22 protein-coding genes and 2 pseudogenes are annotated in these 26289 nt (G+C 64.7%); 15 read left to right on the forward strand and 9 right to left on the reverse strand.

Translation table 11 applies throughout. From position 1 onward, the window contains the following. The first annotated feature begins 24 nt into the window (after positions 1 to 24). The 7 genes from alr (at position 25) to RYH74_RS06560 (ending at position 8328) form a co-directional block, all read left to right on the forward strand. Entirely contained in the window at positions 25 to 1254 is a 1230-nt protein-coding gene (alr, locus tag RYH74_RS06530; protein WP_238066490.1) for an alanine racemase, read from the forward strand. 24 nt (positions 1255 to 1278) lie between these two features. Continuing rightward, a complete protein-coding gene (locus tag RYH74_RS06535) occupies positions 1279 to 2469 on the forward strand; it encodes a pyridoxal phosphate-dependent aminotransferase (protein WP_317409123.1) in 1191 nt (396 codons plus the stop codon). Next, on the forward strand, positions 2462 to 3877 hold the full coding sequence (locus RYH74_RS06540; RefSeq protein ID WP_317409124.1) for an aldehyde dehydrogenase family protein: 1416 nt from the start codon (positions 2462 to 2464) through the stop codon (positions 3875 to 3877). Before RYH74_RS06535 ends, RYH74_RS06540 begins: the two co-directional genes overlap by 8 nt. 43 nt (positions 3878 to 3920) lie before the next feature. Next, positions 3921 to 4622 (forward strand): NAD(P)H-dependent oxidoreductase, encoded by a 702-nt coding sequence (locus RYH74_RS06545; protein WP_317409125.1) that lies wholly within the window; start codon positions 3921 to 3923, stop codon positions 4620 to 4622. A 235-nt stretch (positions 4623 to 4857) separates the two neighbouring features. Next, complete coding sequence (locus RYH74_RS06550) at positions 4858 to 5961, forward strand: polyamine ABC transporter substrate-binding protein (RefSeq protein ID WP_013973072.1); 1104 nt, start codon at positions 4858 to 4860, stop codon at positions 5959 to 5961. Between the two features lie 34 nt (positions 5962 to 5995). Next, entirely contained in the window at positions 5996 to 7408 is a 1413-nt protein-coding gene (locus tag RYH74_RS06555) for an aminotransferase (protein WP_317409126.1), read from the forward strand. Between the two features lie 53 nt (positions 7409 to 7461). Then, a complete protein-coding gene (locus tag RYH74_RS06560) occupies positions 7462 to 8328 on the forward strand; it encodes a LuxR C-terminal-related transcriptional regulator (RefSeq protein ID WP_317409127.1) in 867 nt (288 codons plus the stop codon). Positions 8329 to 8466: 138 nt separating this feature from the next. On the opposite strand, the gene RYH74_RS06565 is transcribed toward RYH74_RS06560, so the two are convergent. From RYH74_RS06565 to RYH74_RS06580, 4 genes and pseudogenes are all read right to left on the reverse strand, one after another. After that, positions 8467 to 9591, reverse strand: a complete 1125-nt coding sequence (locus RYH74_RS06565) for a helix-turn-helix domain-containing protein (RefSeq protein ID WP_237140984.1) — start codon at positions 9589 to 9591, stop codon at positions 8467 to 8469. Positions 9592 to 9774: 183 nt separating this feature from the next. Further along, the gene (locus tag RYH74_RS06570; RefSeq protein WP_075044936.1) at positions 9775 to 10746 is read right to left on the reverse strand and encodes a PDR/VanB family oxidoreductase; all 972 of its coding nucleotides are present in this window, start codon (positions 10744 to 10746) and stop codon (positions 9775 to 9777) included. A 77-nt stretch (positions 10747 to 10823) separates the two neighbouring features. Further along, positions 10824 to 11399 (reverse strand): annotated as a pseudogene (locus RYH74_RS06575) (RHO alpha subunit C-terminal catalytic domain-containing protein); the annotation flags it as partial. Between the two features lie 90 nt (positions 11400 to 11489). Beyond that, entirely contained in the window at positions 11490 to 12761 is a 1272-nt protein-coding gene (locus RYH74_RS06580; protein WP_075044937.1) for an RNA-guided endonuclease InsQ/TnpB family protein, read from the reverse strand. Between the two features lie 26 nt (positions 12762 to 12787). Here RYH74_RS06580 and RYH74_RS26430 point away from each other — a divergent pair. Next, positions 12788 to 12862: pseudogene (locus tag RYH74_RS26430) on the forward strand (IS200/IS605 family transposase); the annotation flags it as partial. A 55-nt stretch (positions 12863 to 12917) separates the two neighbouring features. Here the strand turns inward: RYH74_RS26430 and RYH74_RS06585 are convergent. Continuing rightward, positions 12918 to 14009 (reverse strand): tartrate dehydrogenase, encoded by a 1092-nt coding sequence (locus RYH74_RS06585; protein ID WP_025338756.1) that lies wholly within the window; start codon positions 14007 to 14009, stop codon positions 12918 to 12920. Positions 14010 to 14106: 97 nt separating this feature from the next. Here RYH74_RS06585 and RYH74_RS06590 point away from each other — a divergent pair, with 97 nt between their 5' ends. Then, a complete protein-coding gene (locus RYH74_RS06590; RefSeq protein WP_317409128.1) occupies positions 14107 to 15018 on the forward strand; it encodes a LysR substrate-binding domain-containing protein in 912 nt (303 codons plus the stop codon). Between the two features lie 178 nt (positions 15019 to 15196). On the opposite strand, the gene RYH74_RS06595 is transcribed toward RYH74_RS06590, so the two are convergent. Both RYH74_RS06595 and catR read right to left on the reverse strand, forming a co-directional pair. After that, positions 15197 to 16531: a D-serine ammonia-lyase gene (locus RYH74_RS06595; protein WP_317409129.1), complete on the reverse strand. Its 1335-nt coding sequence runs from the start codon at positions 16529 to 16531 to the stop codon at positions 15197 to 15199. Positions 16532 to 16730: 199 nt separating this feature from the next. Continuing rightward, complete coding sequence (gene catR, locus RYH74_RS06600; RefSeq protein ID WP_317409130.1) at positions 16731 to 17603, reverse strand: HTH-type transcriptional regulator CatR; 873 nt, start codon at positions 17601 to 17603, stop codon at positions 16731 to 16733. A 135-nt stretch (positions 17604 to 17738) separates the two neighbouring features. Between catR and RYH74_RS06605 the strand changes: the two genes are divergently transcribed. From RYH74_RS06605 to RYH74_RS06625, 5 genes are all read left to right on the forward strand, one after another. Continuing rightward, positions 17739 to 18860, forward strand: coding sequence for a muconate cycloisomerase family protein (locus tag RYH74_RS06605; protein WP_075044940.1), 1122 nt, complete (start codon positions 17739 to 17741; stop codon positions 18858 to 18860). A 321-nt stretch (positions 18861 to 19181) separates the two neighbouring features. After that, the gene (gene catC / locus RYH74_RS06610) at positions 19182 to 19472 is read left to right on the forward strand and encodes a muconolactone Delta-isomerase (protein WP_013973066.1); all 291 of its coding nucleotides are present in this window, start codon (positions 19182 to 19184) and stop codon (positions 19470 to 19472) included. A gap of 43 nt (positions 19473 to 19515) precedes the next feature. After that, on the forward strand, positions 19516 to 20451 hold the full coding sequence (catA, locus tag RYH74_RS06615) for a catechol 1,2-dioxygenase (RefSeq protein ID WP_025338762.1): 936 nt from the start codon (positions 19516 to 19518) through the stop codon (positions 20449 to 20451). 249 nt (positions 20452 to 20700) lie between these two features. Next, positions 20701 to 21195 carry a GNAT family N-acetyltransferase gene (locus RYH74_RS06620; protein WP_317409132.1) on the forward strand — a complete coding sequence of 165 codons (495 nt, stop codon included), beginning with the start codon at positions 20701 to 20703 and terminating at the stop codon, positions 21193 to 21195. A gap of 127 nt (positions 21196 to 21322) precedes the next feature. Beyond that, positions 21323 to 23419 (forward strand): putative bifunctional diguanylate cyclase/phosphodiesterase, encoded by a 2097-nt coding sequence (locus tag RYH74_RS06625; RefSeq protein ID WP_286101721.1) that lies wholly within the window; start codon positions 21323 to 21325, stop codon positions 23417 to 23419. Between the two features lie 173 nt (positions 23420 to 23592). Here RYH74_RS06625 and RYH74_RS06630 read toward each other — a convergent pair whose 3' ends face one another. Further along, positions 23593 to 24417 carry an aldo/keto reductase gene (locus RYH74_RS06630; protein ID WP_317409133.1) on the reverse strand — a complete coding sequence of 275 codons (825 nt, stop codon included), beginning with the start codon at positions 24415 to 24417 and terminating at the stop codon, positions 23593 to 23595. 247 nt (positions 24418 to 24664) lie between these two features. Here RYH74_RS06630 and RYH74_RS06635 point away from each other — a divergent pair, with 247 nt between their 5' ends. Beyond that, positions 24665 to 25543, forward strand: a complete 879-nt coding sequence (locus tag RYH74_RS06635; RefSeq protein ID WP_015270753.1) for a DMT family transporter — start codon at positions 24665 to 24667, stop codon at positions 25541 to 25543. A gap of 106 nt (positions 25544 to 25649) precedes the next feature. Here RYH74_RS06635 and RYH74_RS06640 read toward each other — a convergent pair whose 3' ends face one another. Further along, on the reverse strand, positions 25650 to 26246 hold the full coding sequence (locus RYH74_RS06640) for a hypothetical protein (protein WP_317409134.1): 597 nt from the start codon (positions 26244 to 26246) through the stop codon (positions 25650 to 25652). Between the last annotated feature and the right edge of the window lie 43 nt (positions 26247 to 26289).

The raw sequence follows: 26289 nt of genomic DNA on the forward strand, positions 1-26289 counted from the left end.
CCACGAACAACAAGAGAAACCACCATGCCATTTCGCCGTACCCTCCTGGCTGCATCCCTCGCTCTGCTGATCACCGGCCAGGCCCCGCTGTACGCCGCACCACCCCTGTCGATGGACAACGGCACCGCCGCCCTGACCGCGCAAAACAGCAACGCCTGGGTCGAAATCAGTGCCGGCGCGCTGCAACACAACATCCGTACCTTGCAGGCCGAGCTGGGCGGCAAGTCCAAGCTGTGCGCCGTGCTCAAGGCCGACGCCTATGGCCACGGTATCGGCCTGGTGATGCCGTCGATCATCGCCCAGGGCGTGCCTTGCGTGGCGGTGGCCAGCAACGAGGAGGCCCGCGTGGTCCGCGCCAGCGGCTTCACCGGGCAACTGGTGCGGGTGCGCCTGGCCAGCCTCAGCGAAGTGGAAGATGCCTTGCAGTACGACATGGAAGAACTGGTCGGCAGCGCCGAGTTCGCCCGCCAGCTCGATGCCCTCGCCGAACGCCACGGCAAGACCCTGCGCATTCATCTGGCGCTCAATTCCAGTGGCATGAGCCGCAACGGCGTGGAAATGACCACCTGGTCCGGCCGGGGTGAAGCGCTGCAGATCACCGACCAGAAGCACCTCGAGCTGGTCGCGCTGATGACCCACTTCGCCGTGGAAGACAAGGACGATGTGCGCAAAGGCCTGGCAGCGTTCAACGAGCAGACCGACTGGCTGATCAAACACGCGAAACTTGATCGCAGCAAGCTCACCCTGCACGCCGCCAACTCCTTCGCTACGCTGGAAGTGCCGGAAGCGCGCCTGGACATGGTGCGCACCGGCGGCGCGCTGTTCGGCGACACCGTGCCGACGCACACCGAATACCAACGTGCCATGCAGTTCAAGTCGCACGTGGCAGCGGTGCACAGCTACCCGGCAGGCAACACCGTCGGCTATGACCGCACCTTCACCCTGGCGCGTGATTCGCGCCTGGCCAACATCACCGTCGGCTACTCCGATGGCTACCGCCGGGTGTTCACCAACAAGGGCCATGTGCTGATCAACGGCCACCGTGTGCCGGTGGTGGGCAAGGTGTCGATGAACACGTTGATGGTCGATGTCACCGACTTCCCCGATGTGAAGGGTGGCAACGAAGTGGTGCTGTTCGGCAAACAGGCCGGGGGTGAAATCACCCAGGCCGAAATGGAAGAAATCAACGGCGCGCTGCTCGCCGACCTGTACACCGTATGGGGCAGTTCCAACCCGAAGATTCTCGTCGACTGAAACCGCCAATGAAGGGAGATTGCCATGCGCTACGCCAAGCTCACTCAACGCATCGCCGGGGACGGGGCCGCGGCCTGGGACATCCACTACCGCGCCCTGGCGCTGCAGGCCGAGGGCAAGGATATCCTGCTGCTGTCGGTGGGTGACCCGGACTTCGACACCCCCGCGCCGATCGTCGAGGCGGCCATCGACAGCCTGCGTGCGGGCCACACCCATTACGCCGATGTGCGCGGCAAGCTGGCGCTGCGCCAGGCCATCGCCAACCGCCACCGCCAGCGCAGCGGCCAGGCCGTCGATGCCGACCAGGTAACGGTGCTGGCGGGGGCCCAGTGCGCGCTGTACTGCGTGGCTCAGTGCGTGCTCGACCCGGGTGACGAGGTAATTGTCGCCGAGCCCATGTACGTGACCTACGAGGCGGTGTTCGGGGCCTGTGGCGCCAAGGTGGTGCCGGTGCCGGTCAAGCCGGAGAACGGTTTTCGCGTGTGCCCGCGTGACGTGGCCGCGCGCATCACCCCGCGCACCCGCGCCCTGGCCCTGAACAGCCCGCACAACCCTTCGGGGGCGAGCCTGCCGCGCGCCACCTGGGAAGCGCTGGCCGAGCTGTGCATCGCCCACGACCTGTGGCTGATTTCCGATGAGGTGTACAGCGAGCTGTTGTACGACGGCGAGCATGTCAGCCCTGGCAGCCTGCCGGGCATGGCCGAGCGCACCGCCACCCTCAACAGCCTGTCGAAGTCGCATGCCATGACCGGTTGGCGGATGGGCTGGGTGGTCGGTTCGACCGAGCTTGCCACCCACCTGGAAAACCTCGCCCTGTGCATGCTGTACGGCTCGCCGGACTTCATCCAGGACGCCGCCGTGGTGGCGCTGGAGCAGCAACTCCCGGAACTGGATGTCATGCGCGAAGCCTATCGCCAGCGTCGCGACCTGGTGTGCGAGCAGTTGGCCGACTGCCCGGGCATCAAGGTGCTCAAGCCCGATGGCGGTATGTTCGTGATGGTCGATATCCGCGAGACCGGCGTATCTGCCCAGACCTTTGCCGACTACCTGTTGGACAGCCAGGGCGTGTCGGTGCTTGCCGGCGAAGCGTTCGGCCCCAGCGCTGCCGGGCATATCCGCCTGGGCCTGGTGCTGGGCAATGCGGCGCTGATCGATGCCTGCCGGCGCATCGCCTGCTGTGCCGACGAACTGAAACGGGACTACGGCCATGCGTGAGTATGCGCGGCTGTACATCGATGGTGCCTGGCAGGTACCGAGCGGGCAGGGCATGGCCGAGGTGATCGACCCGGCCACCGAACAGGCCATCGGCCGCGTGCCGCTGGGCGCCGAGGCCGATGTCGAACGGGCGGTGATGGCTGCGCGGCGGGCCTTCGATGGCTGGTCGCGCACACCGTCCAGCGTACGCGCCGGGTACATAACGGCGCTGGCCGCACAGCTGAAGAGCCGCGCCGCGGAAATGGCCTCGCTCATCACCGATGAACTGGGCATGCCGGTGCAGTGGTGCCAGGCGGTACAGATCGAGGGCCCGATTGCCGGGCTGGAGCAGTACGCCGAACTGGCCGGGCTGATGGATGAGGTGCGCGAAGTCGGCAACTCGCTGGTGTACCGCGAGGCCGTTGGCGTGTGCGCGTTCATCAACCCGTGGAACTACCCGCTGCACCAGATGATCGGCAAGCTGGCGCCGGCCCTGGCCGCCGGCTGCACGGTGGTGGTCAAGCCCAGCCAGGAAACACCGCTGCACGCGTTCCTGCTGGCCGAGATGATCGAGGCCATCGGCCTGCCGGCCGGGGTGTTCAACCTCGTCAGCGGGCCGGGGGCCAAGGTTGGCGAGGCACTGGCCCGGCACCCGCAGGTGGACATGGTGTCGTTCACCGGCTCCACCGGCGCCGGGGTGCGCGTGGCCCAGGCGGCCGCGCCGACGGTCAAGCGGGTGTGCCTGGAGCTGGGCGGCAAGTCGCCGCTGCTGATCACCGCCGACGCCGACCTGCACGCGGCGGTGCGCCATGGCGTGCAGGACGTGATGATCAACTCGGGGCAGACCTGTACGGCCCTGACCCGCATGCTGCTGCCGGCCAGCCGCTACGCCGAGGCGCTGGAGATTGCCGAGGCCGAGACCCGTGCGCTGGTCATGGGCGACCCGCGTGACCCGGCCAGCTTCCTCGGGCCGATGTGTTCGGCAGGCCAGCGGCGCACCGTGCTCGACTACATTCGCCTGGGGCAGGAAGAGGGCGCGCGCCTGCTGTGCGGCGGTGATACGCCGGCCGGCTTCGAGCGCGGCTTCTACGTGGCGCCGACGTTGTTCGCCGATGTCGACAACCGCATGCGCATCGCCCAGGAGGAAATCTTCGGCCCGGTGCTGTGCCTGATCCCCTATGTCGACGAGGCCCAGGCGCTGGCCCTGGCCAACGATTCACCGTTCGGCCTGTCCAGCGCGGTGTGGGCCGGTAGCCGCGAGCACGGCCTGGCCCTGGCGCGGCAGATACGCGCCGGGCAGTGCTTCATCAACGGTGGCGGGTTCAACTACCAGGCACCGTTTGGTGGCTACAAGCAGTCGGGCAACGGGCGCGAGTGGGGCGAGGAGGGCCTGGCGGAGTTCGTCGAGGTGAAAGCGGTGCAGTGCTGAGCCACAGCTGGAAGACAACCTGTTTTGTGTGAGGAGAATGTTTGTGAATGTACTGATCGTCCACGCTCACCCCGAGCCGCAATCGTTCACTGCTGCACTGCGTGGCCAGGCCGTGGAAACCTTCCGCGCCCAGGGCCACCAGGTGCAGGTCAGCGACCTGTACGCCATGGGCTGGAACCCGGTGGCCAGTGCCGATGACTTCAGCCAGCGCGAGAACCCCGAGTACCTGGTGTATGCCCTGGAGCAGCGCCAGGGGGTGAAGCGTGGCGCCATTGCCGCGGATATCCAGCAGGAGCTGGACAAGCTGCTGTGGGCCGACTTGCTGGTGCTGAACTTCCCGATCTTCTGGTTCTCGGCGCCGGCCATGCTCAAGGGCTGGATCGACCGGGTGCTGGTGTCGGGGGTGTGCTATGGCGGCAAGCGCTTCTACGACCAGGGCGGGTTGGCGGGCAAGAAAGCGCTGGTGACCGTGACCCTGGGCGGGCGCGAGCACATGTTTGGCGACGGGGCGATTCATGGGCCGCTGGAAGACATGCTGCGGCCGATCTTGCGCGGCACGCTGGCCTACGTGGGGTTCGAGGTACTGCCGCCGTTCGTGGCCTGGCATGTGCCGTACATCAGTGACGAGGCGCGGCAGGCGTTTTTGCAGCAGTACCGGCAGCGCCTGGAGCAACTCTCGGACGACCAGCCACTGGTGTTCCCGCGCCTTGAGCAGTTTGATGAGGCGCTTTACCCGCTGGCGTGATTGACTGTTCTGGCCCAATCGCCGGCAAGCCAGCTCCCACAGGGAAATCACAGGGCTTCAGGACTGTGGAGGACTTGTGGGAGCTGGCTTGCCGGCGATTGGGCCTGTGGCCTTCATACAAAATTCACCTGCCAAAAAACGACCACCCACACATTCGGGGTATGTCCCCCTTCGGCAAATCCCTCGATAGTGCCCCCATCGGCTCGATCCCGAGCACTCACACGATGGAGTTGCCATGCGCAAGGTACTGAAGGTGATTGGCGGTCTGCTGCTGGCGTCTGGCGCCAGCCTGGCCCAGGCGGCAGAGGTGGACAGCGGTAACACGTTGCGGTTGTACAACTGGACCGACTATATCGGCGAAACCACCCTGGCCGACTTCGAGAAGGCCACCGGCATCAAGGTCATCTACGACACCTTCGACGGCTACGAAACGGTACAGACCAAACTGCTCACCGGCCGCTCCGGCTACGACCTGGTCATGCTCAACGCTTCCCTGGTCCCCCCGCTGATCAGCGCCGGGGTATTCCAGGCGCTGGACAAGCAGCAACTGCCCAGCTGGCACAACCTCGACCAGCAGGTGGTGAACAACCTGCAAGGCTACGACCCCGGCCTGAAATACTCGGCGCCCTACACCTGGGGCAGCTCGGGGGTAACCTACAACGTCGACAAGATCACCGCGCGCATGCCCGATGCCCCCATCGGCTCGCTGGCCATGCTGTTCGACCCCAGGATCGTCTCGCGCTTCGCCGACTGTGGCGTCACCCTGATGGACGCGCCGACCGAAGTCATCCCGCTGGCCCTGCAGTACCTGGGCAAGGACCCTCGCAGCGCATCACCGGCCGACCTCAAGGCGGCCGAACAACTGCTGCTGGGCATTCGCCCGTACATTCGCAAGTTCGACTCGGTCAATTACCTCACCAGCCTGCCCAACGGCGATGTCTGCCTGGCCCTGACCTGGTCCGGCGACTACGCCACCGCCCAGGCCCGCGCGGTGGAAGCGAAGAAGGACATCAAGCTGTCGTTCTTCATCCCCCAGGAAGGCTCGCTGATCTGGTTCGACAACCTGTACATCCCCAAGGATGCGCCGCACGCGGCCAATGCCCACCGCTTCATCGAGTTCCTGCTGCAGCCGCAGACCATGGCCAAGGTCACCGACTACATCCACTACGCCAACAGCAACGCCGCCGCCACCGCGCTGGTGCGCGACGAGATCCGCCAGGACCCGGCCATCTACCCCGACGCGCAAACCCGCGAGCGCCTGTTCGCGCAGAAAACCCAGAGCCCGAAGGACATGCGCGCCATCACCCGGGTCTGGAGCACGGTCAAGACCGGTTTCTGAACACTGCCCAACGATCACTGCCAAGGAGCTGCCCATGGCCACCCCAAGCAAAGCATTCGCCATTGCCCACGACCCGCTGGTGGAAGCCGACAAGGCCCACTACATGCACGGCTACCACGTGTTCGACGAGCACCGCGAGCAAGGCGCGCTGAACATCGTTGCCGGCGAGGGCGCCTACATCCGCGATACCCACGGCAACCGCTTCCTCGATGCCGTCGGCGGCATGTGGTGCACCAACATTGGCCTGGGCCGCGAGGAAATGGCCCTGGCCATCGCCGACCAGGTACGCCAGCTGGCCTATTCCAACCCGTTCTCCGACATGGCCAACGATGTGGCCATCGAGCTGTGCCAGAAGCTTGCGCAGCTGGCGCCGGGTGACCTGAACCATGTGTTCCTCACCACCGGCGGCTCGACCGCGGTCGATACTGCCTACCGGCTGATCCAGTACTACCAGAACTGCCGTGGCAAGCCGCACAAGAAGCACATCATCGCCCGCTACAACGCCTACCATGGCTCCACCACCCTGACCATGTCGATCGGGAACAAGGCCGCTGACCGGGTGCCGGAGTTCGATTATCACCACGACCTGATCCACCACGTGTCCAACCCCAACCCGTACCGCGCCCCGCACGACATGGACGAGGCCGAGTTCCTCGACTTCCTGGTGGCCGAGTTCGAGGACAAGATTCTCTCGCTGGGGGCCGACAACGTGGCGGCGTTCTTCGCCGAGCCGATCATGGGCTCGGGCGGCGTGATCATTCCGCCCAAGGGCTACTTCCAGCGCATGTGGCAGCTGTGCCAGACCTACGACATCCTGTTCGTCGCCGACGAAGTGGTGACCTCGTTCGGGCGCCTGGGCACCTTCTTCGCCAGCGAGGAACTGTTCGGCGTCACCCCCGACATCATCACTACCGCCAAGGGCCTGACCTCGGCCTACCTGCCGCTGGGGGCGTGCATCTTCTCCGAGCGCATCTGGCAGGTGATCGCCGAGCCGGGCAAGGGCCGCTGCTTCACCCACGGCTTCACCTACAGCGGCCACCCGGTGTGCTGCACCGCGGCGCTGAAGAACATCGAGATCATCGAGCGCGAGCATTTGCTGGCGCACGTCAAGGACGTTGGCGGCTACCTGGAACAGCGCCTGCAAAGCCTGCGCGAGCTGCCGCTGGTGGGGGATGTGCGCTGCATGAAGCTGATGGCCTGTGTCGAGTTTGTTGCCGACAAGGCCAGCAAGGCGCTGTTCGCCGACGAGGTGAACATCGGCGAACGCATCCACAGCAAGGCCCAGGCCAAAGGGCTGCTGGTGCGGCCGATCATGCACCTGAACGTGATGTCGCCACCGTTGATCGTCACCCATGCGCAGGTGGACGAGATCGTCGAAACCCTGCGCCAGTGCATCATCGAAACCGCGCGCGAACTCACGGCGCTTGGCCTGTACCAGGGCCGATGAACCTGGCGCAAAGGGCTGTGCGCGGGCGTGCCTGGCAGGCTAGACTGCCGGGCATGACCCAGGCCTCTCCCGACACCCCGCTTACCCTTTCACTGGGCGCGCTGCAGCAATGGCATGCGGCGCTGCAGCGCGCACTGGCCCACAGCGAAACGCCCGAGGCGCTGGCGCATGTGGCGGCCGCCATCGGCCAGCTGGTGCAGGTGGAGTCGATGATGATCAGCCTTGAGTGCCAGGGGCGGGCACCGCAACTGCTGTACCAGCAAGGCATCCCCGACCTGCACCGCGCCGCCGTGCTGGAGCGCTACTTCACTGCCGGCTACCTGCTCGACCCGTTCTGCCTGGCCGTGCAGAGCGGCCTGGCCGAGGGCTTCTACCACCTGCAGGAAATCGCCCCGGACAATTTCTTCGACAGCGACTACTACAAGGCCTATTACCTGGGTACCGGCTGCAGTGAAGACAGCTACTACATCGTCGACCTCAGCGCTGGCCGCAAGTTGTCGCTGAGCCTGTTCCAGGGCTGCAGCGGTACGCGGCTGAGTACGGGGCAGATCGACCTGCTGCGTGCGCTGGAGCCGATGGTACGCGAGCTGCTGGGGCGCTACGCCCGGCACCATCTGGAGCCCGGCCCCGCATCGGCGGAGCGTGGCAGCCTGCAGGCGGCGTTCGACAGTTTTGGCTGCCAGGTGCTGACCGACCGTGAGCGGGAGGTAGCGCACATGATCTTGCGTGGGCATTCGGTGAAGTCCACCGCGCTGGAGCTGGGCATCTCGCCGGAAACCGTGCGCATGCACCGCAAGAATCTGTACCTGAAGCTGGAGATCAACTCGCAGTCGGAGTTGTTTGCGCGGTTTATCGACTGGCTGCGTGGCGATCACCTGCCGGCCTGGCAGCAAAGGAGTAACTGCCTTACTCAAATCTGAAAGCTGGCGCGGTCCCTGTGGGAGCGGGTTCACCCGCGAAGCAGGCACCGCGGTGGATGGCACGGGCTTCGCCCGTGTTCGCGGGTGAACCCGCTCCCACACGGATCGCGACAGACCTGGGTTTTCGGGTAAGCCTTGTCACGAAGCAGCCAGTCTTGCCTCCAGCGCGGCAATATGCGCCTGCAGCCGTTCATGTTCCTGGCGCTCGGCGCTGATGTCTTCGAACACGCTGATCAGGTGCTCCGGCTCGCCGTTGTCGCGACGTTGCAGCGAGGTGCGGGCGCGTACCCAGATGTACTCGCCGTTCTTGTGGCGTACGCGTTTTTCCACTTCGTAACGCTCGGTTTCGCCGGCCAGCATGCGCTGCAGCAATTGCAGGTTCTGCGCCAGGTCATCGGCGTGGGTGATCTGCTGGAAAGTCATGCCGTACAGCTCCTCGGCACGGTAGCCCAGCAGCTCGCACAGGCTGTTGTTGACCCGTTGCCAGGTGCCGTCGGGGTCGATGTAGGCGAGGGCGCCCCAGGCCAGCTCGAAGATCGTGCGAAAGCGTTCCTCGCTCTGGCTCAAGGCCTGCTGGGCCATCTGGCGCTCGGTGTTGTCCATGCTGATGCCGACCATCTTCACCGATCGCCCGGCGCTGTCGCGTACCACCGTGGCGCGGGAGGAGATCCAGCGTACTTCACCGTCGGGGCGGGTGATGCGGAAGTCGCACTCGCAGCCGCTGCCCTTGGCCACTGCCTCGGCATACATCGCCTGCATGTGCTGCACGTCTTCGCCCGGCAGGTGTTTCCAGAAGTCTTCGTTGTGGTGCACCGGCCAGCCATACACCTGCTCGACATTGGGCGAGTAGGTGACCTCGTCGCTGATCAGGTTCCATTCCCAGGTGACGATGCGTGCGCCTTCCTGGGCCAGTTTCATGCGCGTTTCGCTTTCCATGATCTCGGCCGTCAGGCGCCGGCGCAGGTCGGTCATCGGCAGCTCGACCACCTGTGGTTGCTGGATGTTCTGCAGCGCCTCGTCGCCATAGCGCAGCCAGATCCAGTTGACCTTGAGAAAGTCGGCCAGCTTGCGCAGGTTGTCGTAGTCGATCTCGCCGCCACGGGTCCACTTGTGCACCGCGGTGCGCGAAATGCCCAAGGCCGTGCCCACGGCTTGCAGGGTCAGCTTGTGATGCTCGAGCAGTTCCTTGAGGCGGAAGGCGAAGCTGTTTCCAACATCGGCAGGGTGTCCTGATCTGGGCCAAGAGCCTGCCAGTATACCCAAGCTGTCAACTTTTGGTTGACGGATCAGTGGTCCTCTCTCTCGACCTTGTGTTGCCTGTACTGGCCTCATCGCCGGCAAGCCGGCTCCCACATCGACCGCATCGCCTTCAAGCCATGTGCAGTACCTGTGGGAGCCGGCTTGCCGGCGATGAGGCCAGTACAGGCAGCATCAGCCGGGCGGTTGTTACAAGTCCAGCACCAAGCGGGCAGTACGAGCACGCGAGACGCACAGCATGATGCTCTGCTGGGCAGCCTTTTCTTCGTCGCTCAGGTACTGGTCGTAATGCTCGGCTTCACCCTCGAGGATGGCCGTCTCGCAGGTGCCGCACACGCCTTCGCGGCACAGGCACTCGACCTTGGCGGCTTTGGACTTCTCGATGGCCTGCAGGATGGTCATGCCTTCTTCCACCTGCACCTCCACACCCGACTGCGCCAGCACCACGGTAAAGGCACTGCCGTTGACCGGAGTGGCGGCAAACTGTTCCCAATGCACGCGGTGCTCGGCAATGCCGGCCTGGGCGGCGCAGGCGATGACCGCGTCGATCAGTGGTTTGGGGCCGCACACGTACAGGTGCGCCTGCTCGTCCAGGCCCGCGCACAGGGCGGCCAGGTCGAGCTTGCGGTCGAGGCTGTCGATGTAGAAACGGGTGTTGGCGGCGTGCGGCCCGTTGGCCAGCTGGTCCTGGAACGCCCCGTGCTCCGGCGCGCGGAAGGCATAGTGCAGTTCGTAGTCGGCACCGGCGCCTTCCAGTTCATGCAGTTGCGCCAGGAACGGGGTAATGCCGATGCCGCCGGCAATCAGCACATGGCGGCCGGCGGTCGGGTCCAGCGCGAACAGGTTGTTGGGCGAGGAAATGGTCAGGCGGGTGCCCACTTCCACCTGCTGGTGCATGAACGCCGAGCCGCCCTTGGACTGCTCCTCCAGGCGCACGCCAATCTGGTAGCTGCGGGTGTCGCGCGGGTCGCTCATCAACGAGTAGGCGTTGCTGAACTGGCTGCCGTCGGTGCCGTGCATCTGTACGATGACGTGGCTGCCACCGGTGAAGGCGGGCATCGCCGCGCCGTCTTCGCGGGCCAGGGTAAAGCGCTTGATCAGCGGCGTGGCTTGTTCCACTGCGGTAACGTGCACGCTGAACATTTCATATGTGTTGGCCATGGTTCACCTCGACTGCCTGGGTGCGCGGCAGGCCCTGCCGCGCACCTTTACGTGCAAAAAACGTGGAGCGGTTGCCATCAATCGTCGAGGTGGGCCACGGCGATCAGGTTGTGGAAGTGGGCAATGCCGTGTTCGCTCATGCCGCTGCGCTCGCGGTCGGCCATGATCCGGCCCTGGCCACGGTAGCCACGGGACTTCAGGCCCTTCTGCACGCTTTCGACCAGGCGCAGGTCTTCCGGGCGGAACACTTCGCGGTACCAGTCGATCAGCTTCTGCTGCTCCTCGCTGATGTCCTTGTTGAGGAAGTAGATGTCGTAGTGCTGCAGGGTGGTTTCGGCATCGACCGGGAACTCGTAGATCACGGTCATGAAGTTGGCTCCTGGCGGCACGTTGAACATGGTGCAAGGCCAGGCCCAGAAACCGGCGAACGATGGGTCTTTCACATTCTCGTCGAACTTGAACGACTGCTCCGAAGGCTTGGCCAGGCCGTATTGCAGGGTCCAGTTGCCGTGCAGGCTGTGGCTGTACTGGCCAACGTCCACCGAGTCGGAGAAGCCCGGGTGGGCAGGGGCGCAGTGGTAGCACTCCAGGTAGTTGTCGACGATCGACTTCCAGTTGGCCGGGGTGTCGCTGACGAAGCGCCCGGCCAGGTGCGGTACAGCACTGACGAGGGGCTACGATCACGGTAATCAGGAACACTTGACATCCTTCCCGCCCTTTCAGGCCTGGAATCCCTACCGTGATCAGCCCTGACGGACCAATTCACCTCGGTGGGTTCCTGCTGCTGGCGGTCTTGTAGTACCGCTCACTTCACAGGCGATCCGGGCTGCGGTTTCCCGCCCGACAGAAGCATCTGCCGTGTCCTGCCCTTCGTCTCGCAGGTTTTGCATCCCGCGAGCAAGGATGTTTATCGCGCCGACCCGATCCGCGTGTTCGCTAAAGCCGCACTCGACACAGCTGAAGCGGGTTTGGCTCTGTCGGTTAGCCCTGGAGACATGTGTGCAGTGTGGGCAGGTTTGGCTGGTGTGGCGAGCTGGCACGGCAATCAGCCAGCCTCCCTTCCATGCCAGCTTGTAGTCCAGTTGGCGGCGGAACTCATACCAGCCCTGGTCGAGGATGGCCTTGTTCAGACCGGACTTGGCCCGGACATTTTTGCCCGGATGTTCGGCTGAACCTGACGCCGAGGTGCTCATGTTGCGCACCTGCAAGTCTTCGATACATACCATCGCGTGGTTTTTGCTGATGTTGGTCGAGGTCTTGTGCAAGTAGTCGAGGCGCACGTTGCATATGCGCACATGCAGGCGCTGGACGCGAGCTTTTGCACGCGTCCAGTTGCGGCTGAATCTTGTCTTGCGACTCATGGCCTGCTGCGCTTTGCGCAGGGCCCTTTCGTGCCGCTTGAAGCTGTTGAGTGGCTCGATGTGGCTACCATCACTCAATGTAGCGAATCGAGCGATTCCCATATCGATGCCGACCATCCCACCCAGCGGTACTGGTGTTTGTACCTCGCGACGGGTCTGGATGGCGACAAACCACCGACCGCCGCTCAAACTTACGGTGACGTTGCGTAGGTCGCCCAACACCTTGCGGCTGTTGCGGTAGCGCAGCCAACCAAGCTTGGGCAGGAAGACGCGGCCGTTGGCCTGATCAAGTTTGATCTGTTTGGGATCGGGGTAACGGAAACTGTTGCTGCGGGCCTTATGCTTGAATTGTGGGAAATCGGCACGCTTCTCGAAAAAGTGCTTGTAGGCTTTATCGAGGTCTTTGAGGGCGTGTTGCAGCGGATGGACGGGGGCCTCCTTCAGCCAGGCCGTTGCGCTGCTGTTACGCCACGCGGTCAGGTGTTTAGCCATCGCTACATAGCCGATGTACGCGCCGCCTGCGTCGCGGTTGGCTTGCTGCAACGCCAGCGCCTGGTTAAACACGAACCGGCACGAGCCGGCGAAACGGCGCATTTGACGCTGCTGTTCGCCGGTTGGCATCAGTAGGTACTTGAAGGCTTGGAGTTGCAGCATATAAAGCAAAACACGCATTAAACGATATGAGATGTGGTAGATACTGCAGCTTCGTGCAGCATGTCCACTTGGTCTTTGTTACCAAATATCGGCGTGCAGTCTCCGCGCCGCTGCAAGTGGCAGAAGGTCGATCATCAGATTCCAGCCACTGGTGGATCAGGCCTCGACCAGCGCGGTAATTGCCTGGCCCACTTGCTGGGTGGATTGCTGCCCGCCCATGTCGCGGGTCACGTCACCGGCGGCGATGACCTGCTCGATGGCCTTGAGGATGTCGTCGTGGGCGGCGCGATAGCGCGGGTCGGCGCCGTCGTTGCCGAGGAAGTCGAGCATCAGCGCACCGGACCAGATCATCGCGATCGGGTTGGCGATGTTCTTGCCGTAGATGTCCGGCGCCGAACCGTGCACCGGTTCGAACAGCGACGGGAACTTGCGCTCGGGGTTGAGGTTGGCCGATGGCGCGATGCCGATGGTGCCGGCGCAGGCCGGGCCGAGGTCGGAGAGGATGTCGCCGAACAGGTTCGAGGCCACCACCACGTCGAAGCGGTCCGGTTGCAGCACGAAGCGCGCGCAGAGGATATCGATGTGCTGCTTGTCCCAGCTGATTTCCGGATAATTGGCAGCCATCGCCGCCGTGCGCTCGTCCCAGTACGGCATGCTCACGGCCATGCCGTTGGACTTGGTGGCCGAGGTGACATGCTTGCGCTGGCGGGTCTGGGCCACATCGAAGGCGTACTTGAGGATACGGTCGACGCCGCGGCGGGTGAACACCGACTCCTGCAGCACGAACTCGTTCTCGGTGCCTTCGAACATGCGCCCGCCCAGCGACGAGTACTCGCCCTCGGTGTTCTCGCGAATGACCACGAAGTCGATGTCACCTGGCTCACGGCCAGCCAGTGGGCAAGGTACGCCGGGGAACAGGCGCACCGGGCGGATGTTCACGTACTGGTCGAAGTCGCGGCGGAACTTGAGCAGTGAACCCCACAGGGAGATGTGGTCCGGTACCTTGTCAGGCCAGCCCACTGCGCCGAAGTACAGGGCGTCGAAACCCTTGAGCTGTTCGAACCAGTCGTCCGGCATCATCTTGCCGTGGGCCAGGTAGTAATCGCAACTGGCCCATTCGAAGAACTCGAAGCTGATGTCCAGGCCGTGCTTGCGCGCAGCGGCCTCGACCACGCGAATGCCTTCAGGCAGTACTTCGTTGCCGATGCCATCGCCGGGGATTGCCGCGATTCTGAAAGTCTTGCTCATGGGGTGCACTCGTTGTCTAGGGAACAGGTGCTGGCCATGCTATAAGGGCTTGATCCGGAGATAATCTAGCCATTCATGGATTCTTGGAACACGCTACGTGAATAATCTGCCCAACCTCGACGACCTCAACATCTTCCTGCAAGTGGCCAGGCGCGCCAGCTTCGCGGCCGTGGCCGATGAGCTGGGCATGTCGGCGGCGTACATCAGCAAGCGCATTCGCATGCTCGAGCAAACCCTGGAAGTGCGCCTGTTGCACCGCACCACCCGGCGGGTGACGGTGAGCGAGGAGGGCGAGCGGGTGTACCAGTGGGCGTTGCAGATTTTCGATGCGGTGCAGCGCATGGGTGATGACATCAGCGCCCAGCACCGCGAGCCGGCCGGGCAACTGCGCATCGCCAGCAGCCTGGGCCTGGGCCGGCGCTTCGTGGCGCCAGCCTTGTCGGAGCTGGCCGAGCGCTACCCGCGGCTGGACATTCGCCTGGACATGCATGACCGCCTGGTGGACCTGATTGCCGAAGGCGTCGACCTGGATATCCGCGTGGGCAACGCCATCGCCCCCAACCTGATTGCCAAGCCGCTGGCGCGCAACCGCCGGGTGCTGTGCGCCGCGCCGGCGTACCTGGCCCGGCGCGGCACGCCCAAGGTGCTGGGCGACCTGGCCAGTCATGACTGCCTGGTGATCAAGGAGCGCGACCACCCGTTTGGCGTGTGGCAGCTGATGGGCCCGGAGGGTGAGGAGGGAGTGCGGGTGACCGGCAGTTTGTCGAGCAACCATGGCGAAGTGGCGCACCAGTGGTGCCTGGACGGGCGCGGGATATTGCTGCGCTCCTGGTGGGATGTGCACGACAGCCTGCAGGACGGGCGCCTGGTGCAGGTGCTGGAGGACTATCACCAGCCGGCGGATATCTGGGCGGTGTACACCACGCCGCTGGCCAGCTCGGCCAAGGTGCGGGTGGCGGTGGACTTCTTCCGGCAGTACTTTGCCGAGCGTTATAGCCTGCCGGGTTAGGTCGAACTCGAATCCTGCCCGGTATGCCCCTGCTTTTTTGTGGGAGCGGCCTTGCGTCGCGAAAGGGCTGCAAAGCAGCCCCAGGATTTCAGCGGTGTCGCATGGATTGCCGGGGCCGCTGTGCGGCCCTTTCGCGACGCAAGGCCGCTCCCACAAGCATCAAAGCAGAGACGAATCCTCAGCCTCTCCCTTTGGCCAGATAGGCCGCAAACTCTGCCTCCGGCACCATGCTGCCACCGGTCCCCCACACCAGGTGCGTGGCCCGCTCCATGCGCCCAGCCGACAGGCCCATCCGCGCCAGGTACTCAGGCGATTCAAGCACCTTGAGCATGCCCGGCATCCCCGCCAGCGCCGAAGGCTCCAGCCGCGCGTTCTCCTGGTCATGGGCCAGCACCAACAGCCGGTACAGCGCCTCGTCGCTGACCGTGTAATAACCATCGAGCAAACGCTGCATCGCCTTGCCGACAAAGCCGGAAGGGCGGCCCACCGCCAGGCCGTCGGCGGCGGTCAGGTTGTCGATGCCGAAATCCTGCACGCTGGTGGCGTCATGCAAACCGCTATACACCCCCAGGAACATGCAGGGCGAGTGGGTGGGCTCGGCGAAGATGCAGTGCACATGGTCGCCCCAGATCAGCTTCAGGCCGAACGCCACGCCACCCGGGCCGCCGCCGACCCCGCAGGGCAGGTAGACGAACAGCGGGTGCTCGGCATCCACCTTGATACCCGCGGCCTCGAACTGGACGGCCAGCCGCTCGGCCGCCACGGCATAGCCGAGGAACAGGTGTGGCGAGTTCTCGTCGTCGACGAAGTAGCAGCTCGGGTCCGCCGCCGCCTGCTGGCGCCCTTGCTCCACCGCCACGCTGTAGTCGCTTTCGTACTCGACGACCTTCACGCCATGGGCGCGCAGTTTGTCCTTCTTCCATTGGCGGGCATCGGCCGACATGTGCACGGTGGCCTGAAAGCCCAGCCTGGCGCTCATGATGCCGATCGACAGGCCGAGGTTGCCGGTCGAGCCGACCGCAACCTTGTACTGGCTGAAGAATTGCCGGGCCTGGTCGCTGGCCAGTTCCCGGTAATCGCTGTCGAGGCGGATCAGGCCGGCTGCCAGGGCAAGGTCTTCGGCATGCTTGAGCACTTCATGAATACCGCCGCGGGCCTTGATCGAACCAGAGATCGGCAGCTCGCTGTCGGCCTTGAGCCAGAGTGAACCGCTGGCTGGCAGGCCCGCTGCCTGCAGCAAGGTGTCGTGCAGGGTGGGCAGCGGGCGCAGTGGCGACTCGATGATGCCGCCGGTGGCAGCGGTATCCGGGAACACGCTGGCCAGGTAGGGGGCAAAGCGTGCCAGGCGGGCACTGGCGGCACTGACATCGGCGGCGCTCAAGCCGACATCGGCCAGAGCCTGGGCGGCAGGGGCAATGTGCGGGTTGAACCAACGGGTTTCGCGCAGGGCCACCAGGTCTTCGATCAGGGGGTGGGAGCTGCACCATGCTTGCAGTGTCTTGCCGTGAATCATGCTGGTTTTTCCTGTTGGTGATGAGGGCCGGGGTGTGACACAAAAGTGCGCCTACAGACAGACGCGGACCCTGTGGGAGCGGGTTTACCCGCGAAGAATGCAACTCGGTGCATGGCACGGGCTTCGCCCGTGTTCGCGGGTGAACCCGCTCCCACAGGGTCAGGTGTTTAGCCAGACCGTTGATTCCAGGAGCGCGCGCTCATTCGGCCTGTTGTGCAATCAATGCCAGGCAGCGCTGCACGATCGGGCTCACATCGCCCATGCGCCGGCTGAGGATGATCGGGCTGACGGCGCCGCTGTCGAGCAGGCTTACATATTCGATATCGGTGCGGTGCTGCTGCTGCACCGACGCCGGCACCAGGGTCACGCCTACGCCGACGGCCACCAGGCCGATGGCGGTCTGCAGTTCGTTGGCCCACTGGCTGACGCGGATGCTCATGCCGTGGTGGGCGAACAGTGCCAGCACATGGTCGGCATAGCTGGGCCGCGGGTTGGCCGGGTAGAGGATGAACGCCTCGTCAGCCAGCTGGGCAAGGGTAAGCGGGCTGCTCGCCAGCGGGTGGCCCTTGGGCAATACAGCCACCAGCGGGTCCTCGCACAGCACTTGCTGGTGAATGGCCGGGTCATCGATGCGAATGCGCCCGAAGGCGATGTCGATGCGCCCGCTTTTCAGCGCCTCCACCTGCTGCAGCGTGGTCATCTCGTTCAGGCCCAGCTCCAGCTCGCTGTCCTGGCGCAGCTCGCGGATCAGCTCCGGCAGCACCTTGTACAGGGTCGAGGGGGCAAAGCCGATCCCCAGCCACTGGCGCTGGCCCTGGCCGATGCGACGGGTGTTGTCGCTGATGTTCTCCAGCTGCTGCAGCACGGTGCAGCTCTGCTCGTAGAAGAAGCGGCCCGCCTCGGTCAGCCGCAGCGGGCGCTCGCGCACCACCAGCAAGGTACCGAGCTGGTCCTCGAGTTGGCTGATCTGCCGGCTCAGCGGTGGCTGGGCAATGTGCAGCAGCTCGGCGGCGCGAGTGAAGTTCAGGGTTTCGGCCAGGACCTTGAAGTAACGCAGGTGGCGCAGCTCCATCAGACCTCCAGGGTATGGTGGGAGATTCATTCGATATTGGACGGCTATCAGGGTCTCGCGCAATCCTTGAACAAGCAAGTAAATGCACCACTCGGGCCTGCGGCTGGCAGCCCGAAACAACGGGACCTGGCAACAATGACAAGCGCGCTGATTGAACGTATAGAGGCAATTATCGTCGACCTGCCGACCATTCGCCCGCACAAGCTGGCGATGCACACCATGCAGCAGCAGACCCTGGTGGTATTGCGTGTTCGCTGCAGTGATGGCGTGGAAGGCATCGGCGAGGCCACCACCATCGGCGGCCTGGCCTATGGCTACGAAAGCCCCGAGGGCATCAAGGCCAACATCGATGCGCACCTGGCGCCGGCGCTGATCGGCCTGCCGGCAGACAACATCAACGCCGCCATGCTCAAGCTGGACAAGCTGGCCAAGGGCAACACCTTTGCCAAGTCGGGTATCGAGAGCGCCTTGCTCGATGCCCAGGGCAAGCGCCTGGGCCTGCCGGTCAGCGAACTGCTGGGTGGCCGCGTGCGCGACAGCCTGGAAGTGGCCTGGACCCTGGCCAGCGGCGACACCGCCCGCGACATTGCCGAAGCCCTGCACATGCTGGAGATTCGCCGGCATCGGGTGTTCAAGCTGAAGATCGGCGCCAACCCGTTGGCCCAGGACCTCAGGCACGTGGTGGCGATCAAGCGCGAGCTGGGCGACAGCGCCAGTGTGCGGGTCGACGTCAACCAGTACTGGGACGAATCCCAGGCCATCCGTGCCTGCCAGGTGCTTGGCGACAACGGCATCGACCTGATCGAGCAACCGATTTCGCGCATCAACCGCAGCGGCCAGGTGCGCCTGAACCAGCGCAGCCCGGCGCCGATCATGGCCGACGAGTCGATCGAAAGCGTCGAGGACGCCTTCAGCCTGGCCGCCGACGGCGCGGCCAGCATCTTCGCCTTGAAAATAGCCAAGAACGGTGGCCCGCGCGCCGTGCTGCGCACCGCGCAAATCGCCGAGGCTGCCGGCATCGCCCTGTATGGCGGGACCATGCTCGAAGGCTCGATCGGCACCCTGGCTTCGGCTCACGCCTTCCTGACCCTGCGCCAGCTCACCTGGGGCACCGAGCTGTTCGGGCCGCTGCTGCTGACCGAAGAAATCGTCAACGAGCCGCCGCAGTACCGCGACTTCCAGCTGCACATTCCACGTACCCCAGGCCTGGGCCTGACCCTGGACGAACAGCGCCTGGCGCGCTTCGCCCGCCGCTGACCCACGCTGACTGAAAGAACACACAACCTTCTAGAAGTTGGCGCGATCCCTGTGGGAGCGGCCTTGTGTCGCGAAAGGGCCGCAATGCGGCCCCAGGATTGATGCGCAACAGTTGAAATTGCTGGGGCTGCTTTGCAGCCCTTTCGCGACACAAGGCCGCTCCCACAGGTACAGCGACAACCTCGAGAGCAACGCTGTTCCTGTGGGAGCGGCTTTAGCCGCGAAGCAGGCGACGCGGTGGATGGCACGGGCTTCGCCCGTGTTCGCGGGTAAACCCGCTCCCACAGTGTTCGCGCCAAATCAGAGAAAGGAGATACCAGCATGCTGTTCCACGTGAAGATGACCGTGAAACTGCCGGTCGACATGGACCCGGCCAAGGCCGCCCGGCTCAAGGCCGACGAAAAGGAACTGGCCCAGCGCCTGCAGCGCGAAGGCACCTGGCGCCACTTGTGGCGCATTGCCGGGCACTACGCCAACTACAGCGTGTTCGACGTGCCCAGTGTCGAGGCGCTGCACGACACCCTGATGCAGCTGCCGCTGTTCCCGTACATGGACATCGAGGTCGACGGCCTGTGCCGGCACCCCTCGTCGATTCACAGCGACGACCGCTGAGTCGCACCTGTCCACCTGACAAGAACAATATGAGGCAAGCACGATGACTGTGAAAATTTCCCACACTGCCGATGTTCAGGCGTTCTTCAAGGAAGTGGCCGGCCTGGGCCATGCCGAAGGCAACCCACGCTTCAAGCAGATCATCCTGCGTGTGCTGCAGGACACTGCACGGCTGGTCGAAGACCTGGAAATCACCGAAGACGAGTTCTGGCATGCCGTCGACTACCTCAACCGCCTGGGTGGTCGTAACGAAGCCGGCCTGCTGGCGGCGGGGCTGGGCATCGAACATTTCCTCGACCTGCTGCAGGATGCCAAGGACGCCGAGGCCGGCCTGACTGGCGGCACCCCGCGCACCATCGAAGGCCCACTGTATGTGGCGGGGGCGCCGCTGGCGCAGGGCGAAGCGCGCATGGACGACGGCAGCGACCCGGGCGTGGTGATGTTCCTCCAGGGCCAGGTGTTCGATACCGAAGGCAAGCCGTTGGCCGGCGCCACCGTTGACCTGTGGCACGCCAACACCCAGGGCACCTATTCGTACTTCGACTCGACCCAGTCCGAATACAACCTGCGCCGGCGCATCATCACCGATGCCGAAGGGCGCTACCGTGCGCGCTCCATCGTGCCGTCGGGGTATGGCTGCGACCCGCAGGGGCCAACCCAGGAATGCCTGGACCTGCTTGGCCGTCACGGCCAGCGCCCGGCGCACGTGCACTTCTTCATCTCCGCGCCGGGGCACCGCCATCTGACCACGCAGATAAACCTGGCCGGCGACAAGTACCTGTGGGATGACTTTGCCTATGCCACCCGTGACGGGCTGGTCGGCGAGCTGCGCTTTGTCGAGGATGCGGCGGCAGCGCGTGATCGCGGCGTAGAGGGCGAACGCTTTGCCGAGCTGGCGTTCGACTTCCACCTGCAGGCGGCCAAGGCGCCGGACGCCGAGGCGCGCAGCCACCGCCCGCGTGCGTTGCAGGGGGCCTGAGTGGTGTTATCGCTCCGGTTGTAGAGGTCGTTGTGGGAGCGGGTTTACCCGCGAAGAATGCGACACGGTGTATGGCACCGGCTGTGCCGGTGTTCGCGGGTGAACCCGCTCCCACAGGGGCCTGCTAAATCAATGAGTGATGTGCTTGTGATGGTTTTGCCGGGGCCTTTCCGTGCGGGGAGGGCCTGGGCTTTTTGCTGCCAGGAGCTGTTGATCTAGAATCCGCCTTTTTACCCGAGCCCTCGCACCATGCTGCCCATCGAACTGCTGGCAACCACTGCCGACCAGGCCCCGCTGATTCGCAACCTCTACCAGTTCTACGCCTACGAGTCCTCGGACTGGGAGCAGGAAGACGTCGAAGTGGACGGCCGCTTCTATATCCATGACGAGCATCTGCAACGTTACTGGCAGGCCGATGGCTGGGGCGCGTACCTGGTGCTGGCAGATGGTTTCATCGCCGGTTTCGTGCTGGTCGAACGCAGCGGGCTGCCGGGCATCGACGCGTTCGAACTGGCCGACCTGTTCATCCTGAAAAAGTACCGCCGACAGGGCATCGGCCGGGCGGTGGCATTGCAACTGCTGGGCGGCGAGGGCGACTGGCTGATGCGCTGTTACGCACAGGACACGCCTGCCGTGGCCTTCTGCAATACCGTGCTGGCCGAGCTGTCGCGCCCGGCGCAGCCCATAGCCCTGGATGACGAACCGGGCTTGCTCAATTTCCTGGTGACGGGCGCCCGCCATTGAGGGGTTGCCAGCCTTCGTTCGCAAACTGAAGGGATCGTGGCTTTTTGTGAGCTACTTCACAAAATCGTCATCAGAGGCATAATGCCACCAATCCTTTTCACGCCTTTCGAAGGCCCAGGTAAAGTTCATGTCGCTAGTCGCAAGCCCCGACATCATGTACCGGCTGTTGATCCAGAGTGTGGTGGACTATGCCTTCTACCTGCTCACCCCCGAAGGTATCGTCGCCAACTGGAACCCCGGCGCCCAGCGCGCCAAGGGCTACCTGGCCGAGGAAATCGTCGGCCAGCACTACTCGTTGTTCTACACCGATGCCGAGCGCGCCGCCGGGCTGCCCGCGCTCAACCTTGAGCAGGCGCGCAGCACCGGGCGCTTCGAAGAGACCGGTTCGCGCCTGCGCAAGGACGGCACGACCTTCCATGCCCATGTGGTGATCGACGCGGTGTACGACGATGCCGGGCAACTGGTGGGCTTCGCCAAGGTCACCCGCGACATTTCCGAGCACCACCGGCAAGAGCTGGAACTGCTGCAGGCCAAGGAACTGGCAGAGCAGTACAGCCAGGAAATGACCAAACTGTCGCAGTTCCTTGATTCGGTGATTGCCAACATCCCCGCCAGCGTCATTGTCCAGGACCTGGAAAGCCAGCGCATCCTGCTGGCCAACCAGCAGGCCGAACGCCTGTTCGGCGGGCCGCAGCGCAGCATGACCGGGCAGTTGCCCGGCGAATGCCTGGCACCGGGTGTTGCCGGTTACCTGGAACAGCAACTGGCCCGTGGCGCCCGCAGCACCAAGGGCCATGCCGCCGAAACCCGGGTCGACACGGCCTGCGGCCCACGCACCCTGCGCAGCCGCACCTTGCTCAGCCAGAACCGTGAAGGCCAGGCCGACTACGTGCTGTTCGTTGCCGAAGACGCCACCGAAGAGCTGGCCGCCCACGCGCAGATCCACCACATGGCGCACCACGATGCGCTGACCGGGCTGCCCAACCGCACCCTGTTCAACGAACGCCTGCGCCAGGCGCTGGTGCGTGACAGCGAGCACGCCAAGCTGACCGCCGCCCTGTGCCTGGACCTGGACAACTTCAAGAACATCAACGATTCGCTGGGTCACGCCTTTGGCGACAAGCTGCTGCGCGCGCTGGGCAAGCGCCTGCGCCGCGAGCTGCGCGAACACGACACCCTGGCCCGCCTGGGCGGCGACGAGTTTGCCGTGGTGCTGACCGGCCTGGAGGGCCGGGAGGCCGCATGCAACACTGCGCAGCGCCTGATCAACGCGATCTGCCCACCGTTCCAGATCGAGGGGCACCAGTTCACGGTGGGGGTGAGCATCGGCATTGCCATTGCGCCTGATGACAGCGACCAGGCCGAGCAACTGCTGGGCTACGCCGACATGGCGCTGTACGAGGCCAAGCGCAACGGCCGCAACCGCTACGAGTGCTTCAACGTCGAACTGGACGTCGCCGCGCGCCAGCGCCGCCTGGTGGAAACCGACCTGCGCACCGCACTGCACCTGGGCCAGTTGCAGCTGCACTACCAGCCGGTGGTCGACCAGCAGACCAGCAGCGTTACCGGCTATGAGGCGTTGCTGCGCTGGGAGCACCCGACCCGTGGCATGGTCATGCCCATGGACTTCATCCCCATTGCCGAGGAAACCGGGCTGATCCACGAACTGGGCAACCGGGCGCTGAACCTGGCCTGCCAGGAGGCGGCCAGCTGGGACAGTGAGCAGACGGTGTCGGTCAACCTTTCGGCGGTGCAGTTCAAGAACGCCAACCTGGTGCACACCGTGGCCCTGGCGCTGGCCGACTCAGGCCTGCCGCCGCAGCGGCTGGAGCTGGAGGTCACCGAGTCGGTGCTGTTGGGCAACAGCGAGGAGAACGTGCGCACCTTGCGTGCACTGAAGGACCTGGGCGTATCCATTTCGCTGGACGATTTCGGCACCGGGTATTCCTCGCTGGGCTACCTGCGTTCGTTCCCGTTCGACCGGATCAAGATCGACAAGTCGTTCGTGCATGACATGTGCGACAGCCGCGAGGCGATGTCGATCATCCGCGCCATTACCGACCTGTCCAACAGCCTGATGATCAAGACCACGGCCGAGGGGGTCGAGTCGGAGGAGCAGATGCGCCGGTTGGCGGCGGAGGGGTGCTCGCACTTCCAGGGTTACCTGTACGGGCGACCGGCACCGGCGAACGAGCGGTTGAAGCAGGTCATGACGCCGGCGTAGTGCCCTTGCGCGGGCCTGCAGAATCACCACAGCCGATCGGCCCGGCGCAGTACCTGTGGGAGCGGGTTCACCCGCGAAGCAGGCGACACGGTGGCTGGCACCGGCTGCGCCGGTGTTCGCGGGTGAACCCGCTCCCACATGGGCCGTGCAAGCTTTCAAGGCTTGATCAAGGCTTAGCTGTTCCAGTCCGGCGCAAACGCCGGGCTCACCACCCGCTGGTCCTTCGGCAACCCGGCGATCGCCGCGCGGTCCTCGTCATCCAGTTGCACGTTCGACGCCGCCAGGTTGGCCAGCTGGTTCTCGCGGCTGCCGGCCTTGGGGATCACCGCCACGCCGTCCTGGTCCAGCAACCACTTCAGCGCCACCTGGCTGGGCAGTACGCCATGCTTGCGGGCGATCGTCTGGATCACCGGCTGCGCCGCCGCCTGCCCGCGGGCCAGCGGGGTGTAGGCGGTGAGCAGCAGGTTGTGGCGGCGGGCGTAGTCCAGCAGCGGTTGCTGACCGAGCAGCACGTGGTATTCCACCTGGATCGCCGACAATGGTGCGCCCAGGGTTTCCACCACCTGGCGCAGCAGCCCCAGCGGGAAGTTGGCCACGCCGATGCTGCGCGCCTTGCCCTCGTCACGCAGGGCCACCAGGGTTTCGATGCTGCGGGCCAGGTCCCAGTCCTGGCCGGGCCAGTGGATGTGGAACAGGTCGACCTGCTCGGTACCCAGCGCGCGCAGGCTGTCCTCCAGCGACTGGCGCATGGCCTTGGGCGCCAGGCGATCCCACCATACCTTGGTGGTCAGGTGAACCTGCTCGCGCGGTACATCGCTGTCGCGCAGGGCCTGGCCGACGGCGGCTTCGTTGTCATAGGCAGTGGCGGTGTCGATGTGCCGGTAACCCACTTCAAGCGCCTGGCGCACGGCCTGGGTGCACTCGATGCCGGTCATTGGCCAGGTGCCCAGGCCGATCGCGGGCAGGTCCAGGCCGTTTCGGGTGGTGAGCCTTTGCATGTAAATTCCTTGTAGGGTGGGCAGGGTTCGCATTCGATGGTCGGCGATCAGCACGCCACGGGCCATGCGCGCGGGGCGGAAAGTGGTCGATCAGCGAACAGAAATTGCAGTCGGCCTTGGCTGGCGGCAATTGAACTTCCTTATTCTTCGGCATCTCTTCTAGAATCCGAGCTGTTGCATCCGCCAGGCAGCGCCTGCGCGGCCTTCCCTGGGCGCCGCATCCAGCCGCGCCGTCATCGAGAGTGCCATGAGTTCCAGCACACCGCTGTCCGGAGTCAACCAACCCCTGCGCGGCATCGCCCTGGTGGTGGTGGCGACGTTCCTGTTCGCCAGTCACGATGCCCTGTCCAAGTTCCTCGGCGGCCTGTACCCGATCATCATGGTGGTGTGGGCGCGGTATGTGGTGCACACGCTGCTGATGGCCGGCATCTTCCTGCCCAAGGCCGGCCTAAACGTGCTGCGTACCCGCCGCCCGCTGTTGCAGACGTTACGTGCCCTGAGCCTGTTGAGTACCAGCCTGCTGTTCACCACCGGCCTGCAGTACCTGCCGCTGGCCGAGGCCACGGCGGTCAACTTCCTGGCCCCGGTGCTGGTCACCGCGCTGTCGGCGCCGTTGCTGAAGGAGCGGGTGACGGTGGGGCAGTGGGTGGCGGTGGTGATGGGCTTCATCGGTGTGCTGGTGGTGGTGCATCCGGGCGGGGCGATGTTCACCCCGGCCATCCTGTATCCGTTCGGTTCGGCGCTGGGCTTCTGCTTCTATCAGTTGCTGACGCGCATCCTGGCCGCGCATGACAGCCCGACCACCAGCAACTTCTATGCGGGGTTGTGCAACACCCTGGCGATGAGTGCGCTGGTGCCGTTCTTCTGGGAGATGCCGCGTTGGGACCATGCGCTGCTGATGCTGGCGCTGGGTGGCTTTGGCATGACTGCGCACCTGCTGCTGACCCAGGCCTTCCGCCATGCGGCACCGGCCTTGCTGGCGCCGTTCAGTTATTGCCAGATCGTGTTTGCCGGGTTGCTTGGGTTGGTTGTCTATAGCCAGGTGCCGGATACCTTGAGCCTGGTGGGCATCTCGGTGATCTGCCTCAGTGGGCTGGGGGCGGCGTGGATGCAGCGGGGTAAGTGACAACCTGTAGTGGCCTCTTCGCGGGTAAACCCGCTCCCACAGGTACAGCGCAGTCCGTGGACAGGGCGCTGTACCTGTGGGAGCGGGTTCACCCGCGAAAGGGCCCTCAAACGCGACCCTTCAACAACGCCTGCAACGAATCGTCAAAGTCCCGCAGCGCATCGGCCTGCACCGCCTGTTCATCCTCGGCCACCCGCGCCACATCGTCCAGGCGCTTGCTGGCCCGCCCTTCAGCGCGGCCGATGTAGGTCAGCTGGTCATCGAAAAAGCGCGCTACCACCCGGCTTTCGATATCCGCGCTGGCCAAACGGCTTTCGGTGTCCAGCAGCACGATCACATCCGGGTGGTCACCCAGCAGCGTGTCCAGGTCGTCATAGAAAGTCACTTCGGCAAACTGCTGCGCCAGTGACCGCGCCAGCCAGTCATACGCCTGGCTCTCGCTGCCAAGGGTCGCAACAGGGGCACGCTGGCCCTGGGCCGGTGCGGCTGCCTGGGTACGATGGCTGCCGAGGTATTCGAGGGTTGCTTCGGCGTCTCGCCCCAGCAGCACCGCCACCCGTTGGCCGGGGGCCAGGGCGACGCTGGAAATGGCCGTGGCCGAATAGAAGTGCCCGTAGGGCTGCGCGTCGGTAGCGGCCTGGCTGGCACAACCGCCAAGGGCGGCCAGCAAGGCGAGCAGGGCAGCGATCATGCCGGTTTTCATGGGGGCCTCATCAATCAGTGAATGCCGCCATCTTCCGCCCGGG

It is taken from the genome of Pseudomonas sp. LSJ-87 (genome assembly GCF_032971465.1).
GTDB classification, from domain to species: domain Bacteria; phylum Pseudomonadota; class Gammaproteobacteria; order Pseudomonadales; family Pseudomonadaceae; genus Aquipseudomonas; species Aquipseudomonas putida_Z.

Bases quoted from the DNA above. Each gene is read 5' to 3' on its own strand.
- catA (WP_025338762.1), top strand. From the start codon at position 19,516: ATGACTGTGAAAATTTCCCACACTGCCGATGTTCAGGCGTTCTTCAAG.
- RYH74_RS06625 (WP_286101721.1), top strand. From the start codon at position 21,323: ATGTCGCTAGTCGCAAGCCCCGACATCATGTACCGGCTGTTGATCCAG.
- RYH74_RS06580 (WP_075044937.1), bottom strand. From the start codon at position 12,761: ATGCTGCAACTCCAAGCCTTCAAGTACCTACTGATGCCAACCGGCGAA.
- RYH74_RS06640 (WP_317409134.1), bottom strand. From the start codon at position 26,246: ATGAAAACCGGCATGATCGCTGCCCTGCTCGCCTTGCTGGCCGCCCTT.
- RYH74_RS06605 (WP_075044940.1), top strand. From the start codon at position 17,739: ATGACAAGCGCGCTGATTGAACGTATAGAGGCAATTATCGTCGACCTG.
- RYH74_RS06535 (WP_317409123.1), top strand. From the start codon at position 1,279: ATGCGCTACGCCAAGCTCACTCAACGCATCGCCGGGGACGGGGCCGCG.
- alr (WP_238066490.1), top strand. From the start codon at position 25: ATGCCATTTCGCCGTACCCTCCTGGCTGCATCCCTCGCTCTGCTGATC.
- RYH74_RS06550 (WP_013973072.1), top strand. From the start codon at position 4,858: ATGCGCAAGGTACTGAAGGTGATTGGCGGTCTGCTGCTGGCGTCTGGC.
- catC (WP_013973066.1), top strand. From the start codon at position 19,182: ATGCTGTTCCACGTGAAGATGACCGTGAAACTGCCGGTCGACATGGAC.
- RYH74_RS06570 (WP_075044936.1), bottom strand. From the start codon at position 10,746: ATGGCCAACACATATGAAATGTTCAGCGTGCACGTTACCGCAGTGGAA.
- RYH74_RS06555 (WP_317409126.1), top strand. From the start codon at position 5,996: ATGGCCACCCCAAGCAAAGCATTCGCCATTGCCCACGACCCGCTGGTG.
- RYH74_RS06595 (WP_317409129.1), bottom strand. From the start codon at position 16,531: ATGATTCACGGCAAGACACTGCAAGCATGGTGCAGCTCCCACCCCCTG.
- RYH74_RS06540 (WP_317409124.1), top strand. From the start codon at position 2,462: ATGCGTGAGTATGCGCGGCTGTACATCGATGGTGCCTGGCAGGTACCG.
- catR (WP_317409130.1), bottom strand. From the start codon at position 17,603: ATGGAGCTGCGCCACCTGCGTTACTTCAAGGTCCTGGCCGAAACCCTG.
- RYH74_RS06585 (WP_025338756.1), bottom strand. From the start codon at position 14,009: ATGAGCAAGACTTTCAGAATCGCGGCAATCCCCGGCGATGGCATCGGC.
- RYH74_RS06635 (WP_015270753.1), top strand. From the start codon at position 24,665: ATGAGTTCCAGCACACCGCTGTCCGGAGTCAACCAACCCCTGCGCGGC.
- RYH74_RS06560 (WP_317409127.1), top strand. From the start codon at position 7,462: ATGACCCAGGCCTCTCCCGACACCCCGCTTACCCTTTCACTGGGCGCG.
- RYH74_RS06630 (WP_317409133.1), bottom strand. From the start codon at position 24,417: ATGCAAAGGCTCACCACCCGAAACGGCCTGGACCTGCCCGCGATCGGC.
- RYH74_RS06620 (WP_317409132.1), top strand. From the start codon at position 20,701: ATGCTGCCCATCGAACTGCTGGCAACCACTGCCGACCAGGCCCCGCTG.